The sequence below is a fragment of the Azospirillum sp. A23 genome, from assembly GCF_042938965.1.
Lineage (GTDB): Bacteria > Pseudomonadota > Alphaproteobacteria > Azospirillales > Azospirillaceae > Azospirillum > Azospirillum melinis.
The window spans coordinates 242,475-259,134 of record NZ_CP170665.1; the positions used below are offsets into that span (position 1 = coordinate 242,475).

1 protein-coding gene is annotated in these 16,660 nt (G+C 68.0%); it reads right to left on the minus strand.

From position 1 onward, the window contains the following. Positions 1–57 precede the first annotated feature (57 nt). Positions 58–16,299 carry an autotransporter-associated beta strand repeat-containing protein gene (locus ABNQ40_RS09055; RefSeq protein WP_391346142.1) on the minus strand — a complete coding sequence of 5,414 codons (16,242 nt, stop codon included), beginning with the start codon at positions 16,297–16,299 and terminating at the stop codon, positions 58–60. Positions 16,300–16,660: the final 361 nt, after the last annotated feature.

The following is a 16,660-nucleotide window of genomic DNA, read 5'->3' on the forward strand; positions in this document are numbered from 1 at the left end:
AATGGGAAGGACGGCGGGAAGGACCCCGGGTGAGACGGATGGGGAGCCGGGCCGCCGTCAGGCGGCCCAGCTGTCGGGCAGGACGTGGCTGGCGAGTGCGGCCAGCAGGTCGGTGGCGCCGGCCGGGCCGCCATGGGCGCGGGCGACCTGACGGGCGAAGCCGGGGGAAGCCGGCATGATCTCGGCGCGGGTGTCCGCTCCGCGCTCCGCCGGCCGTCCGCTGCCGTCCGCCGGGGTGCCGCCGCCATCCTGGGGATCGCCCTGGTTTTGCGGCTGGCCCTGCTGCTCGCCCTGGCCCTGACCTTGCTGACCCTGGCCTTGTTGACCCTGTTGGCCCTGGTTCCCCGGCTGTCCGGCCGTCGGGCCGCGGCCCTGCCCGGTGCCGAGGCCGGTCCCCCGGTCCTGGCCTTGGCCCTGAAGCTGACCCTGACCGTTGTTCTGGCCGGTGCCCTGCGTGCCGGTCTGGCCGGGAGTGCCCTGACCGGTGGTGCCGGTGCGAGTCGTGCCGCCCGTGCCGGTCGTGGTGCCGCCGGTGACGGTTCCCGTGTTGCTTCCGGTCCCCGTGCCGGTCCCTCCGGGCGTGCCGCCAATGCCAGTGCCGGTGCCGCCGAGGCCCGTGCCGCCCAGGTTGCCGCCACCAATGCCGCTGCCCAGCCCGCCACCAAGACCACCACCGAGGCCACCACCGAGGCCACCGCCCAAACCGCCACCCAAACCGCCACCGAGGCTGCTTCCCCCCAGTCCGCTGCTGGAACTGCCGGAGCCGGAGGAGCTGCCGCCGATGCTGTTGAGCGTCACCGACCGGCCGGCATCCGTGCTGGACGAGCTGCCGCTGACGCTGCCCAGCGTCACCGACCGGCCGGCGTCCGTGCTGGACGAGCTGCCGCTGACGCTGCCCAGCGTCACCGACCGGCCGGCATCCGTGCTGGACGAGCTGCCGGGGATGCCGGCGCTGCCGCTGCTGCCACCGCCCGGCAGGCTCGGCCCGGACCCGCCGGTGCCGCCCAGCCCGCTGCCGCCCAGCCCGCTGCCGGACGACGAACCGTTGGAGGACGGACCGTTCGACGAGGAACCGAGCACGGAACTGCTGGACTGCGACGGACCGTTGCCGCTGCCGGTGACCGGCGTGGTGGTCACCGGGGTGTTGGTCGTGTTGGTGGGGGAGGTGGTCGTCGTCGTGACGCGGGCCACCGCGACCGTCACCGTGGTCGCGGCGGAGCTGTTGCCGACGAGGTCGCGGGCCTGGATGCTGATCGACCGGCTGGTCGCCGTGCCGGCGAAGCTCGGGTCGCTGGCGCTCGACCGCAGCCCGATCGCCCGCACCGCCGCCTGATAGTCGGCGGCCGAGGCCACGCCGGTCAGCACGATGCCGGCGCCGTCGCGGGTCGCGGTGATGCCGGCCGGCAGGGCGCCGATCACCAGCTCGTCGCCGCTGCGGGCGTCGGTCAGGGTGACCGTCACCCGGTTCAGCGAGCTGGCATCCGACAGCGACACCGCGGTTCCCAGCGTCGCCGTGCCGCCGGCGTTCAGCGTCGGATTGGTGCCGCCGGACACCGTCGGGGCCTGGGTGTCGACCGTCAGGCTCAGCGTGCCCGAGCGGCCGATGTTGCCGGCGCGGTCGGTGGCGGTGGTGACCACGCTGTGGCTGCCGTCGGCCAGCGGGGCGGTGACGGCGAAGCTCCAGCGGCCGTCGCTGCCGGTCGTGGCCGTGCCGACGGTGACGCCGTCGACGATGACCGTGACCGTGCTGTTCGGATCGGCGCTTCCGGTCAAGGTCGGACGGCTGGTGGAGATGGCGTTGGCCGTGTTGTCGACGCCGGAGATCGCCGGGGTCGACAGCACCGGCGCCGTGGCGTCGATGGTCAGCGTCAGCGCCGCCGAGGTGCCGCTGCTGTTGCCGGCGCGGTCGGTCGCCCGGCTGGTGACGGCATGGGTGCCATCGGCCAGCGGGGTGGTCGGCGTGAAGCTCCAGCTGCCGTCGGAGCCGGCGATGGTGGTGCCGACCGCCACGCCGTCGACCAGGACGGTGACGGTGGATCCTGCTTCCGCCGTGCCGCCCAGGGTCGGGCGGTTGAGGTTGGTCACGCCGTCGGTGGCGGAGGTGCCGGTGTCCTGCCCGGGCGCCAGCACCGGGGCCGAGGGGGTGTCCGGCGCCACGGTGTCGACCAGGACGTTCTGCAGGCCTGGCACGCCGGTCAGCGTCGTGGGCAGCGGGAGGCCGGCCTTGTCGGCAATGCTACCGCCGTTGAGGTTCAGCCCGGTGACGGCGATGCCGTCGCCGTCGCTGTCGCCCGCCTGCACCACATAGTCGAAGCGCAGGATCGTCCCGCTGCTGCCCGCGGGGGTGTAGACCGCCTGGCGGGTCTGGCCGCCGATGTCCAGCGTGATCGTCGGGGTGCCGTTGACGATCACCACCTCGCTGGCCTGGATGTAGAAGCTCAGCGTCTTGCCGACGCCGTACACGCCGTCGGTGGGCACGACGACGCTGCTGATCGCCGGCGCCGTGGTGTCGATGGCGATGTCCTTGTTCAGCCCCAGAGACCGCACGTCGCCCGGCATCGTCAGGGTCAGGTTGCCGGCGTTGCCGGCGATATCCGTGATCGATCCCGCCAGGGCCGAGGTGCCGATGGCATCCAGGTCGGCGGCGGTGTCGCCGGCCTGCACCGTGTAGGTGAAGGTCAGCGTGCTGGTCCCGGCCCCGCTGCTGTAGGCGGCGGTGCGGCCGGTGTTCAGCGCCAGCGTCGGCGTGCCGCTGACGGCCACCGCCTCGCTGAAGGTCACCTGGATCGAGATGGTCTGGCCGGTGGTGTAGGTGCCGTTGTCGGTGCTGGAGGTGACGTTGGTGACGGTGGGAGGAACGCTGTCGATGCGCACGCCCGCCATGCTGGCGATGCCGCTCAGCGTGCGGATGGCGCTGTTGCCGCCCAGATCGGCGATGCTGCCGCCGCTGATCGAGCCGCCGATGCCGATGCCGTCGGCATCGACCAGATTGCTGCCGACGGTGTAGCGGAAGGTCAGCGCCGTGCCGCCCGAGCCCGACAGATAGGTCGCCTGCACCACCGTGCCGTTGTCCAGCGTGATGCCGAAGCCCGGCGTGCCGGTGACGGCGACCGCTTCGGAGAAGGTGACGGTGACGTCGATGGTCTCGCCGGCCCGGTAGGTGCCGTTCACCGCCGAGACGGCGGTGACCGTCGGGGCCGTGGTGTCGATGGCGATGTCCTTGGTCCCGGCCAGCGACGACCCGCTGCCGGTCGCCGGCAAGGTCAGTGTCGCGCTGTTGCCGGCGATGTCGGCGATGGTGCCCGACAGCGCCGCGGTGGAGGCGTAGTCGAGGTCCGACGTGGTGTCGCCGGCCTGCACGACGTAGGTGAAGGTCAGTGTCGTGCCGCCCGACCCGCTGGCGTAGGTCGCGGTCCGGCCGGTGCCCAGCGCCAGGGTCGGCGTGCCGGTCACCGTCACCGCTTCGGAGAAGACGACCTGGATCGACACGGTGTCGCCGGCCTTGTAGGTGCCGTTGGCGGTCGAGGAGGTGACGGACGAGACCGTCGGCGCCGTGGTGTCGACCGTCACCGACAGGCCGGACGAGGCGGTGGAGGTGTTGCCGGCGGTATCGGTCGCCTTGACGCTGAGGCTGTGCGTGCCCGACGCCAGGGTGGAGCTGGTGATGGTCCAGTTGCCCGAACCGTCGGCGGTCGTCGTGCCCAGCACGGTGGTGCCGTCGGTGTCGTACAGCGTCACCGTGGATCCCGCCTCCGCCGTGCCGCTGACGGTCGGGGTGGCGGTCCGGGTGATGCCGTCGCTGCTCGACGTGCCGGTGTCGCTGGCCGTCGCCAGGACCGGCGTGCCCGGGGTGGCCGGCGCCGCGGTGTCGATGGTGATCGGCAGGCCGGTCGAAGCGGTCGAGGTGTTGCCGGCGGCGTCGGTCGCCTTGGCGGTGATGGTGTGGCTGCCCGGCGTCAGGGTGGAGACTGTGATCGACCAGTTGCCGCTGCCGTCCGCCGTGCCGGTGCCGATCAGCGTGGTGCCGTCGGTGTCGTACAGCCGGACCGTGCTGTTCGGCTCCGCCGTGCCGGTGAAGGTCGGGGTGGCGTTGCCGGTGATGTCGTCGGTGTTGGACGTGCCGGTGTCGGTGCCGGCGGTCATGTCAGCTGCGCTCGGCGCGCCGGGCGCCGTGGTATCGATGACGATCGCCTTGTTGGCCCCCAGCGAGTTGGCCGCCCCCGGCGTCGCTAGCGTCAGGATCGCGGCGAGGCTGGTGGAGCTGTCGACGATGGTGCCGCCGCCCAGCGCCAGTGCCGCGGTGGAGGCGTAGTCGAGGTCGGCGGAGGTATCGCCGGCCTGCACAGTGTAGGTGAAGCTCAGCGTGGTGGTGCCCGACCCGCTGGCGTAGGTCGCGGTCCGGCTGTTGTTGCCCAGCGCCAGCGTCGGCGTGCCGGTCACCGTCACCGCCCGGTTGAAGGTGACGGTGATCGTGATGGTGTCGCCGGCCTTGTAGCTGCCGTCGGCGGTGCTGGCGCTGACCGACGAGACGGTCGGGTTGACCAGCGAGGTCAGGACGAGGTCGTTGCCGGTGCCGCCGACGTAATCGACCGTGTAGAGGTCGTTGTTGCTGCTCAGCGTGGCGCCCTGCGCCAGCCCCGACAGGGTGCTGGACACCGCCCCGACGCCGGTCTGGTCGATCACCTTGTAGGTGGCGGCGTTGACGGCGGCGAAGCCGTTGACCCGGACGACGGTGACGGCGCTGGAGCCGCTGGACAGCGTGACGCCGCCGCTGACGATCACCTGGTCGTAGTCGGTGCCGGCGGTGGTGGTGCCGGCGATCTCGACCGCCAGGGTGCCGCTCAGCGACAGGTTGCCGTTGACGGTCAGGCTGCCGATGCCGTTGTTGGTCCCGGCGATGCCGGGCGCCAGGGTGGCGCCGGACGCGACCGTCAGCGTGTTGGACGAGCTGGCGGCGAAGATCGAGCCGGTGCCTCCCAGCGTCGCCCCCGACGCCACCGAGACGGCGCTGGTGCCGCCGAGCGCCCCGGTCACCAGCAGGGTGCCCACCGACACGGTGGTCGGTCCGGCGTAGGTGCTGGTGCCCGACAGGGTCAGCGTGCCGCTGCCCGTCTTGGTCAGGCCGTTGTTGCCGCCGATGGCGCCCGACAGCGTCACGGCGACACCGGTGTCGATGGTGGCGCCGTTGACCCCGGTGTCGAAGACGTTGTCGATGGTGCCCGCCCCAGTCACCGTCAGCGTGCCGCCGTTCAGCGTCACCGTGCCGGCGCCCAGGTTGGCGTCGCCGGCCACGCTCAGCGTGCCGCCGTCCCGCACCGTCATGGTACCGGTGAAGCTGCTGCTGTTGGTGCCCGACAGGGTCAGGGTGCCGCTGCCCCGCTTGTAGAAGTCGCCGGAACCGCTGAGGGTGCCGGAGAAGCTGGTATTGGAGTTGTTGCTGCCGGTCACCAGCGTGTTGGCGCCGATCGAGACGGTGCCGTCACCCTCCAGCGAACCCAGCGACAGGGTGGCCGCAGTCGAACTCAGGGTCGCGCCGGAGGCCACCGTCACCGCGCTGCCGCTGCCGACGGTGCCGCTGCCGCTCGCCGCCAGCGTGCCGGCGGAAACGGTGGTCGAACCGGTGTAGCTGTTGGCGCCCGTCAGGGTCAGGGTGCCGGTGCCGATCTTGGTCAGGCCGCTATTGTTAGTGGAGGAGATCACGCCGGAGAAGGTCGTGGAGGTATTGTCGCCGCCGACCGTCAGGCGGTAGCTCAGCACCACGTTGCCGGCTCCAGCCAGCGACCCGATGGTCTCGGTGCCGCTGCCCAGCGACAGGGTGGCGCCGGTCGCCACCGTCACCGCGCTGGTATTGCCGATCGCCGAACCGCCGGCCACGGCCAGCGTGCCCGCCGACACCGTGACGGCGCCCGTGTGGGTGTTGGTCCCGGACAGGGTCAGGGTGTCGCTGCCCGACTTGGTCAGCGCCCCCGACCCCGACAGCACGCCCGACAGAGTCGCGGCCGCCGAGTTGCTGATCGTCGACCCCGACGACACCGCGATGGCGTTGGCGATGGTGGTGGCCCCGGTGATCGACAGGGTGCCGCCCGACAGGGTCGTCGTGCCGGATCCCAGGCTGGCGGCGTCGGCGACCGACAGCGTGCCGGACGACACCGTGATGCCGGTCATGCTGTTGGTCCCGCCCAGCACCACCGCGCCCGTGCCGCCGTTCGCCACCGTCAGCGAGCCGTTCGACACCGCGCCGTTCAAAGTCAGGGCCTCGGTGATGGTGTTGTTGATCGTCCGGGTCGTGCCGCCCAGATCCACGGTGCCGGTGAAGGTCAGTGCCGCCGAACCGGACATCGTCATCGTGCCGCCCAGCACGAGGTTGTTGGCGAGCGTCCGCGCGGTGGACCCCGATCCGCGCACCTTGCCGCCGTTGATCGTCAGCGTCCCGGTTCCCGCCGCGGTGTCGCTGCCGAACTGCAGGATGCCGCTGCCCAGCGTCGTCCCGCCCGTATAGGTGTTGCTTCCCGAAAGCCCCAGGACATTGCCGGCGTTGGTGCTGGCGATGCTCAGTCCGCCGGTGCCGGAGACGGTGCCGCTCAGCGTGACCGAGCCGGCCGAGACGTCGACGGTGCCGCCGCCGCCGAGCGCGACGGCGATTCCGCTGCTGAAGGCCGCCGTCGAGGCCAGCGTGCCGCCGTCCAGCGTCAGCGTCGTCTGGCCCAGATTGTTGGACGCCCCCACCGCCAGGGTTCCCGTGGTCACCGTGATCCCGCTGACCCCGGAGCCGGAGGTGTTGTTGGTCCCGGACAGCGTCAGCGTCCCGCTGCCCGACTTGGTCAGCGTGCGGGTGTTGCCGGTGATGTTGCCGCTGATCGTGACGGCCGCGTCGGTCTGGACCATGGCGTCGCCGGTCAGGGCGACCGCGTTGTCGATGGTGGTCGCGCCCGTGACCTGCAGCTTGCTTCCGGCCGCCAGGTTGACCGCGCCGGTTCCCAGATTGCCGTCGGCGGCGATGCTGATCGTGCCGGCGGAAACCGTGGTCTGCCCGGTGTAGGTGTTGGTCCCCGACAGGGTCAGCGTGCCGCTGCCCGTCTTGGTCAGGCCGTCGTTGCCGCCGATGGCGCCCGACAGCGTCACGGCGACACCGGTGTCGATGGTGGCGCCGTTGACCCCGGTGTCGAGGACGTTGTCGATGGTGCCTGCCCCGGTCACCGTCAGCGTGCCGCCGTTCAGCGTCACCGTGCCGGCGCCCAGGTTGGCATCGCCGGCCACGCTCAGCGTGCCGCCGTCCCGCACCGTCATGGTGCCGGTGAAGCTGCTGCTGTTGGTGCCCGACAGGGTCAGGGTGCCGGTGCCCCGCTTGTAGAAGTCGCCGGAGCCGCTGAGGGTGCCGGAGAAGCCGGTGTTGGAGTTGTTGTTGCCCGTCTCCAGCGTGTTGGCGCCGATCGAGACGGTGCCGTCACCCGCCAGCGAACCCAGCGACAGGGTGGCCGCAGTCGAACTCAGGGTCGCGCCGGAGGCCACCGTCACCGCGCTGTCGTTGCCGACGGTGCCGCTGCCGCTCGCCGCCAGCGTGCCGGCGGAAACGGTGGTCGAACCGGTGTAGCTGTTGGCGCCCGTCAGGGTCAGCGTGCCGGTGCCGGTCTTGGTCAATCCGCCGGTGCCGGACAGCACGCCGGAGAAGGTCGTGTCGCTGTTGGCGCCGCCGGTGGTGAGGGTATAGACACCCAGCGTCACCGCGCCGGAGCCGCTCAGCGATCCGATGGTCTCGTCGGCCGACAGGTTCAGCGTGCCGCTTGCCCCGACCGATACGGCGTTGCTGTCGCCGATGGCGCTGCCGCCCGACGCCCTCAGGGTGCCGGCGCTGACGGTGGTGGCGCCGGTGTAGGTGTTGCTCCCCGACAGGGTCACCGTGCCGGTGCCGGTCTTGGTCAGGGCGCCGGTGCCGCTGACGATGCCGGACAGGGTCAGGGCGTTGGCGGTCTTCACCGTACCGTCGTTGCTGCCGATGGCGATGGCGTTGGTCAGCGTCTGGCTGGACGCCGTGGTGGTCAGCGTGCCGCCGTTCAGCGTGATGGTGCCGCTGCCGATGGTGCCGGTGGCGCCCAGCTCCACCTCGCCGCGCAGCGTGATGCCGCCGGACCAGCTGTTGCCGGCATTGCTCAGGGTCAGCTTGCCGCTGTCGAGCTTGGTCAGGCCGCCGCTGCCGGTGATGGCGCCGGACAGGGTGACGGCGTTGGCGTTGGTGATGCTGCTGTCGGACGACAGGGCGATGGCGTTGTCGATGGTGGTGGCGCCGGTGACGGCCAGGGTGCCGCCGGCCATCGTCACCGCATCGGTGCCCAGGTTGGCGTCGCCCGCCACCGACAGCGTGCCGGCACCGACGGTAATGGTGTTGATGCCGGTGTTGCCGCTGGCGGTGTTGTTGGTGCCGCCCAGCACCAGCGTGCCGGCGCCGCTCTTGGTCAGGGCCGCGGTGTCGGTGCCGTTGTCGGCCAGTGTCGAGTTGATGGTCAGCGTGTCGCCGGTGTCGACGCTGACGCCGAAGCTGTTGCCCAGCGTGAAGCCGTTGCCGGTGATGGTGATTGCCCGGCTGTCGGTGTCGCTGTCCATCGCCAGCGTCACGCCGCTGCGCACCGTCAGGCTGACGGGCAGCGTGATGGTGCCGCTCAGCGTGCTGGCGAAGCGGATGGTGACGTTGCCCGAAATGTTGTTGGCGAGCGCGATCGCTTCCCGCAGGTCCAGGCCGCCGCCGTCGGCCTTGTCGGACGCATAGGTGCCGGCCGGCGCGCTGCTGTCGATGGCGGTGACGTCGACCACGAGGTCGTTGGTCACGTTGATGCTGAAGGTCTTCTCGTAGGTGGCGGTGCCGTCGCTGACCCGGACGCGGACCGAATAGCTCTGGCCGCCGGTCAGGGTGGCGGCGTCGTTCGCCCGCAGCGAGGTGCCGGAGATGTTGAACAGCGCGTTGTTCGTGTCGCCGGTGCCGCTGACCAGCGTGTAGGTGAGGGTCTGGCCGGTGTCGGCGTCGATGGCCAACAGGGTGCCGACCACGCCGTTGGTGCCCTCGAAGATGCTGATTGAGCTGTTCGACAGCGCGATCTCGGTCGGCGCATCGTTGATCGAGCTGGCGGTGACCACCGTGCTGGTGTTGGCGCTGCTGCTGCTGGTGCCATCGCTGGCGGTCAGGCTGAAGGTGGTCTGCACCGTGCCGCCCGGCACCACCTGGTTGCCGGTGGGGGTGAAGACCAGCGCCCGCAGCAGGGTCTGCAGTCCGCCCGGCGTGGTGGCGGTCAGGGTGTAGTTGCCGGCCGTACCGGTCAGCCCGCCGCCGGCGCTCGACAGCGTGCCGTTGGCCGCGGTGTAGGTGATGATGACGGTGAAGGTGCCGGTGCTGTCGTCGGCATCGGTGACCGTCACGCTGGTGAAGGGCGTGGTGGTGGCGTTGTCGTCGACGGTGCCGGCGGTGGTGAAGGTGCCGCTCAGCGCGGGCGCCTGGTTGACCGGCCCGGTCAGCACGACGTCGTTGCTGTTGCTGCCGGCGGCATAGCTGATCGTGACCGAACCGCCGTTCAGCGTGATCGACGTCCCGGACGTCAGCCCGCTGAAGTTGCCGGTGACGGCGTCGCTGCCGTCGTTGGAGACGATGACGAAGCTGTCGCCATTCGCCGTCCTGGCTGGGACATAGGCGCCGCCGGCGGTCAGGGTGGCAGTGCTGGCGATGCTGACCGCCCCGGTGACGTTCACCTGATCGTAGCTGCTGGTGCTGGCCAGATCGACCGCCAGGGTACCGCCGGACTGGATGGTCAGGCCGCCGTTGACGGTCAGGGTGCCGACGCCGCTGTTGGTGCCGGCGACGCCGGGGGACAGCGTGGCGCCCGACTGGACAGTCAGGCCGCCGTTCACCGTACCGGTTCCCGCCAGCGTGCCGCCGTTGCCAACCGTGACCGCGTTGGCCGACGAGCCGTTCAGGGTGCCGGTGACGACCAGGGTGCCGGCGCTGATGGTGGTGCTGCCGGTGTAGGTGTTGGTGCCCGACAGGGTCAGCGTGCCGCTGCCCAGCTTGCTCAAGGCGCCCGTGCCGCTGACCACGCCCGACAGGGTCAGTGCGTTGGCAACGCTGACGGTGCCGTGGCTGCTACCCAGCGTGACGGCATTCGACAGGGTGACGCTGCTGCCGGTCACGTCCAGGGTGCCGCCGTTCAGCGTGATGCCGGCGCTGCTGATGTTGCCGGACCCTGCAATCGACAGGGTGCCGTCGCTGACGGTGGTGGTGCCGGTGTAGTTGTTGGTTCCGCTCAGCACCACCGTGCCGGCGCCGACCTTGGTCAGGTTGTAGGCGCCGGACACCGTGCCGCTGATCGTCAGCGTGTCGCCGCTGTTGTAGGAGCCGATGTCGGCGTTCGCCGCCAGGGTAACGGTGCCGGTTATGGTGGCCGTTCCGCCGTTGACCTTCACCGCACCGATCCCGGACGACACGCCGATCCCGCTGATCGTCAGGTTTTCGGCGATGGTCAGGCCGTTTCCGATGCGCAGGGTGGCGCCGCTGGCGACGGTGGTGCCGGCGGCGGTGGTGCCCAGCGCGTTGGCATGGGTGATGTACAGGACGCCGGCGCTGACGGTGGTGGCGCCCGTATAGGTGTTGTCGCCCGACAGGGTCAGCATTCCGCTGCCGGTCTTGGTCAGGGTGAAGCCGGTGCCGCTGACCACGCCCGACAGGGTCAGGTCGGTGCCCGACACGCCGATGGTGGTGTTGGCGCCCATGGCGACGGTGCCGCTGACCGTGGCGCTGCCGCTGGTGACCTGCAGGGCGCCGCCCGACGACACGCCGGTGCCGGAGAGGGTCAGCGCTTCCGCCAGCGTGACGCCGTTCGCCACCGCCAGGGTGGCGCCGCTGGCGACGGTGGTGCCGGCGGCGGTGGTGCCGAGCGCGTTGTTGTGGCCGGCAACCAGCGTACCGGCGCTGACGGTGGTGGCGCCGGTGTAGGTGTTGCTGCCCGACAGGGTCAGGCTGCCGGTGCCGGTCTTGATCAGGGCATAGCTGCCGCTGACCACGCCCGACAGGGTGAGGTCGCTGGTGGCGGTGACGGTGGTGTCGGCGTTCAGCGTGACGGTGCCGCTGACGGTGTTGGTGCCGCTGGCGCTGATCAGCGCGCCGCCCGACGACACGCCGCTGCCCGACAGGGTCAGGTTCTCGGCGATGGTGATGCCGCCCGACAGGGAGAGTGCCGCGCCGTCCGCCACCGTGGTGCCGCCGGCGGTGCTGCCCAGCGCGTTGGCATGGCTGACCGTCACCGTGCCGGCGTTGACGGTGAAGACGCCGCTGAAGCTGCTGTTGTTGCCCGACAGGGTCAGGTTGCCGCCGGCCGCCTTGGTCAGGTTGCCCGAGCCGCTGATGGTGCCGGACAGGGTGAGGTCGCCGCCGCTGGGGGCGACGCTGATGGTGCCGCCGCTGCTGCCGATGGCGACGGCGTTGTCGATGGTGGCGGCGGTGGCAGTGAGCCGCAGGGTGCCGCCGTTCAGCGTCAGGGTGCCGGTGCCGAGATTGCTGTCGGCGGAGACCTGCAACCAGCCCCTGATGACGGTGATCCCGCCGGCGAAGCCGCTGCTGTTGCTGGTTCCGTCCAGCGTCAGGCTCGTGTTGTTGCCGGTGGCGTTCAGAATCAGGCTGCCCGACGAGGTGCCGGTGATGGCGCCGCTGAAGGTCCCGCTGCTCGCTTGGCTGACGGTCAGGGCGTTGCCGCCCAGCGCCAGCGTGGCGCCGCTGACCCCGCTCAGCGTGCCGATGGTCTCGCTCGCCGACGACAGGCTCAGTGTGGCGCCGCTCGCCACCGTCACAGCGCTGCCATCGGCGAGCGCGGTGCCGGCGCTGCTGTTCAGCGCCAGCGTGCCGGCGTTGACGGTGGTGGCGCCTGTGTAGCTGTTGGTGCCGGTCAGGGTCAGGGTGCCGCTGCCGGCCTTGGTCAGGCCGCCGGTGCCGCTGACGATGCCGTCGAAGCTCGTGCTGGTGTTGGCGCCGCCGGTTGTCAGCGTGTTGCCGCCCAGCGTGACCGTGCCGCCGCCCGCAAGCGACCCGATGGTCTCGCTGCCGAGCAGGTTCAGCGTGGCGCCGCTCGCCACCGTGACGGCGCTGCCGTCGCCGATGCCCTCGCCGATTCCGCCGGTGGTCAGCGTGCCGTCGCTGATGCTGGTGGCGCCGCTGTAGTCGTTGCCGCCGTTCAGCGTCAGGGTGCCGGCGCCGGTCTTGGTGACGCCGCCGCTGCCGGTGATCTTGCTGAGGATGGTCAGCGTGTCGCTGGTGCCGTTGGTCAGCGTCAGGGTGGTGCCGGTCGCGACGGTGATGGAGCCGCCGCCGATGGTCAGGCCGCTGGCCGCGTCGGCGTCGAAGGTGATGTTCTCGCCGATCGCCAGGTCGGAGCCCAGCGTGATGCTGCCGTTGGCCAGCCCGCTGTCGAAGACGATGGTCTGGGTGCCGGTCTGCCCGTTGGCGATGGCGACCGCTTCGCGCAGACCGACGCCGTCGGTCACGTTGACGATGCTGCCGTCGTCGGTGCCGGTGACGTAGATGTAGTCGGTCGTCACCTTCACGTCGGCGCTGCTGACGGCGCCGTGGCCGTCATTCAGCGTGAAGGCGATCGTCGCGTCGCCGGCCGGCGTGTCGTTGCGATAGGTGATGGCGCTGAACAGGGACGACACCATCTCCGTGGTCGCCGCGCTGTTCAGCGTAATCGTCAGCACGCCGTTGGCGTTGGTATAGCTGGCAAAGGACGTCCCGTTGGCCTGGGTATAGTAGCGGAGCGTTCCGCTGATGGCATCGGCCGGGGTGTCTACGAAATAGATGGTGCTGAAAGCGAACACGTCCGCCGACCACGCTCCGCCCGTGCTCCGCTGCACGGTCAGGGAGCCGCCGCCCCAATTACCGCTGTTGTTCTCCGCATCGCTGACGCTGGCGATGCCCGTGCTGCCGCTGAAGGTGTCGAGGAACACGGTCCCGCCCACCCCAGCCCAGCTTTTGGTGTCGCCGTTCAGATTGCTGATGACCGGAGCGGAGTTGTTGCCCGACACGGTGATGCCGGCCCCGGTGGCATCGGAGATGTCGCCATAGATCGGGCCGTTCCAGTTGTCGACCGAGGTGATCTTGTAGGTGGTGCCGCCGGTGGACGCGGTGCCGTCCTTGTCCAGCTTGGCGTTCAGGTCGGTCTTGTCCGTGCCGGTCAGCGTCACGGTGAAGCCGGTGGCGCTGGTGATTTCCACCGCGCCGCTCAGGGTGACGGTTCCGCCCTGGCCGGTGATGGTCAGCTTCGACAGGTCGATGTCGTTGCCGGCGCCCGGCTGGTGGACCAGATTGGTGCCGGTCACCGTCAGCACGCCGGTGGTGGCGTCGTAGGTGACCGAGCTGATCGTCGGCTTCTGCGTGCTGGACACGGTGACGGCATTGCCGGTGCTGTCGGCCGCTGCCGACTGCGTGCTGTTCCAGTTGGCGGCGGCATCCAGGTTGTAGGTGGTGCTGTCCTGAGAACTGGTGCCGTCCTTGTTCAGCAGACCTTCCACATTGGCCTGGTCGGTCGCCCCCAGCGTGATGGTGAAGCTGTTGGAACTTGGGGTGGAGGTGACCGAGGAATTGCCGGTCAGCGTGTAGCTGCCGCCCTGGCCGGTCAGGGTGAGCTTGGTGACGTCGATGGCGGCGCCGTCGCCGATGTTCGTGCCGGTCACCACCAGCGTGTTGGTGCTGGCGTTGTAGGTCGCGGACGTGATGGTCGGGACGGTGTTGATGACGATGGCCTTGGAACCGCCCAGCGACGATCCGCTGCCGGTCGCCGGCAGGGTCAGCGTCGCGTCGTTGCCGGCCGCGTCCTTGATCGTCGCGCCGTTCAGCGCCAGGGCGGAGATGGATTGATAGTCGAGGTCGGCCGACGTGTCGCCAGCCTGGACCGTATAGGAGAAGGTCAGCGTGTTGGTGCCCGACCCGCTGACATAGCTGATCGTCCGGTCCGTCGTTCCGGTTTCGAGTGTCAGCTGCGGCGTGCCGGTGACTGTCACGACTTCGGAGAAGGTGACCTGGATGGAAACCGTGCTGTTGAGTCCGTAGGTGCCGTCGGCAGTCGAAGAGGTGACACTGCTCACCGTCGGCGGCGTGGTGTCGGCGCCGCCTGCCGTCGTGAAATTGAACAGGGTATCGGTCGAATTGGCATCCAGCAGATTGCCCGACGTGTCGCGGATGACGTTGCCATCCCACTGGACCGAAATCACCTTGCCCGCCGGCAGATCCGAGGTCGGATCGATCGTCAGCGTCGTCGTTCCCCAACCGGTGATTTTGGTGCTGTCGAAGGCCAATGTCTCAATGATTGAATTGTCCGTAACGTTACGGATCACGATGTTTCCAGTGGTGCCCTTGATGACGCGCTCAGAGAAATTCAGCTTGATGTTGTTCGAGGCAACGACATTGGCGGCATCATCGACAGGAGTGGACGACGACGCATTGAATGTCGGCTTTGTTGCATCGCCAAAATAAATATCCGTAGGAACGGAACTTGAAAAGTCTTTATAAACACTCGTTGTGGTCGGGAAGCCTCCACTGATGGACGCTTCATACATTTTCTTTCCAGCCGTATCGAGCACTAGGACACGGTTGTTTACTTCATCGACCTGCACAGCTCCCGGTCCGAGAACATTGTTCGCTGAGAAGATCGTTTCCGCCGAATAATTATTGGTTGAGTCAAGCCGCACAACCCTGTCACCGGAGTTTGCCGGGCTGCTGCCGCTGTTGTCGCGGATCGACAAATAGATGTATTTACCAGACAAATCTTGCGACATTCCGGTAATAACATACCCGTTTGTCGCGCTAGCGTCATATGTTATACTGTATATTTCAGTAAAACTGTTACCAGATGCCCATGAATAAGAGTATACTTTGCTCTTTAAAGTAGAAGACGTCGTGTTAACTGCCTCAACAATAATAGCTTTTTGGTTGGCAACGTCCAATGAGAAGAAAGACGGGACTTTAATCGTATCGTTGGTGAAAAGTGTCGAAATGGTCTTGTTGCCATCCAAGCTTATCTTGATCAGAGCGTCGCCTGCTCCGACTGCAGCGTTGTTGTTCGACAGCGAGGCCCAAAGTTCGTTGTTCAGGGCATCGTATTGCAAATCAGTGACCAACGCCGCCCCCGTCACCGAAGCGGTGATGGTCGACATCGAAACGAAGCTCGACGTGGTGCCCGTCGCCAGATCAACGACGTAAATGCCCCTGTTGGTCGTGTAATTATCGTAAACATAGGCCTTGTTGTGGATGGCATCGACTGCCACCTGCGACGGCTGGTTGACCATTTGTCCGCTTGTGCCGCCATCGGACAAGGTCGTGGATGTCTGCGCTCCGTCAATCGTAAATTTATAGAGCGTATCACCGGCGCCTGTTGAGGAGTTGGTTGCGTCCGCCGTCAGAACATACAGGGAGTCGGTCAATGTGTGGGTATATGTGGAAGTCACGGTTTCTTTGAACGCGGACGACGTTTCGATGGAACCGACGTTCTTCTCCAGCAGCCAATCGCCCTTTCCGGCTGCGGCGCCCGTGGGGTTCGTCGAGAATGCGACATCGGCATCCGTCGCGGATGCCACGAGATAGGTCAGGAGAGTGCCGTCGCTGCCTTTCGCAACATCGCAGCCGTAGAAGAGAAGATCTCCATCGGGCGTCAGAGACGACCTGATCGCGCTCAAATCATTCTGGTAATATTGCAAGGTATCGGCTTCCAGGACTCCGGAGCCGAACAGAACCCGCCCCTCTTCGCCGTGCGTCACAATGTGAATCGCGTCGACACCGGTCCGCCCCTGAAGGTAACTGGCGATCTGATGCATGCCGTCGGTGGCGGCATCGAGAATGACGACCTCTTTGCCAGCCTGAATGTTGTCGACCAGAACCTGATAGTCCGGCACGGAACTGTCGATGAAGACGATTTCGACCCGGGCCTGCCCGCCCGATGAGGCCGATTGGGCAGCGGTGCCGTCCGCCGCTGCCCCGGATATCCGCGATACGTCCTGCGCGACCGCATCGGCAGGGCGGGCTTCAGGAGGCACCGCATGTGCCGCAGCGTCGGCCAATGCCTGATTGGTGGAGGTGTCGTGGGCTTCGGTAGGTGTCGCGGGCCGTTCGGCCTGGGCAGCGTCCGCTATGGTCGCGGCACCAGCCGCATCGAACATGAAGCGCGGTTCCAGCGCCATGGCGAACATGGAAGGCGACGGTTTGCGCACCTTGCCGGAGCCACCGTTCCCGCCAACGCCCTTCGCACCGTACATGCGCGCCATAGCCCTTCTCCCCGACATTCACCACACTGCCCGGCTCTAAGCCGGAAGCGGCTATCCATAAGTATGGGATGGTGGGGAAGATACCACTTGCTAACGCCGCTGCACAACGCTCTGAAATCTCAAGGTTGCAGAATCCTCGTCCCTTTTTTGTCCGATTCGCGTTCTTATACGGCAGAGGACACGTTTCATTTTGTAATACTTTGACGGGTGTTGTTTCTAAGGTTTCATTTTTGTCATGCGGGAACGATTTTATCGTTAACCGCGCTCGGAGTGATGCATATACTGGTATGCACTTCGCGTATGCACATAAAGATTTCCCGATTAGAATTGAAGGAAAAGTAACTTTTGCTTGGACGATGCGGATTAACTAACGCTATTG

What these genes read in the sequence shown, in the direction of transcription:
- ABNQ40_RS09055 (WP_391346142.1), bottom strand. Translation starts at nt 16,299, where the DNA reads ATGTCGGGGAGAAGGGCTATGGCGCGCATGTACGGTGCGAAGGGCGTT.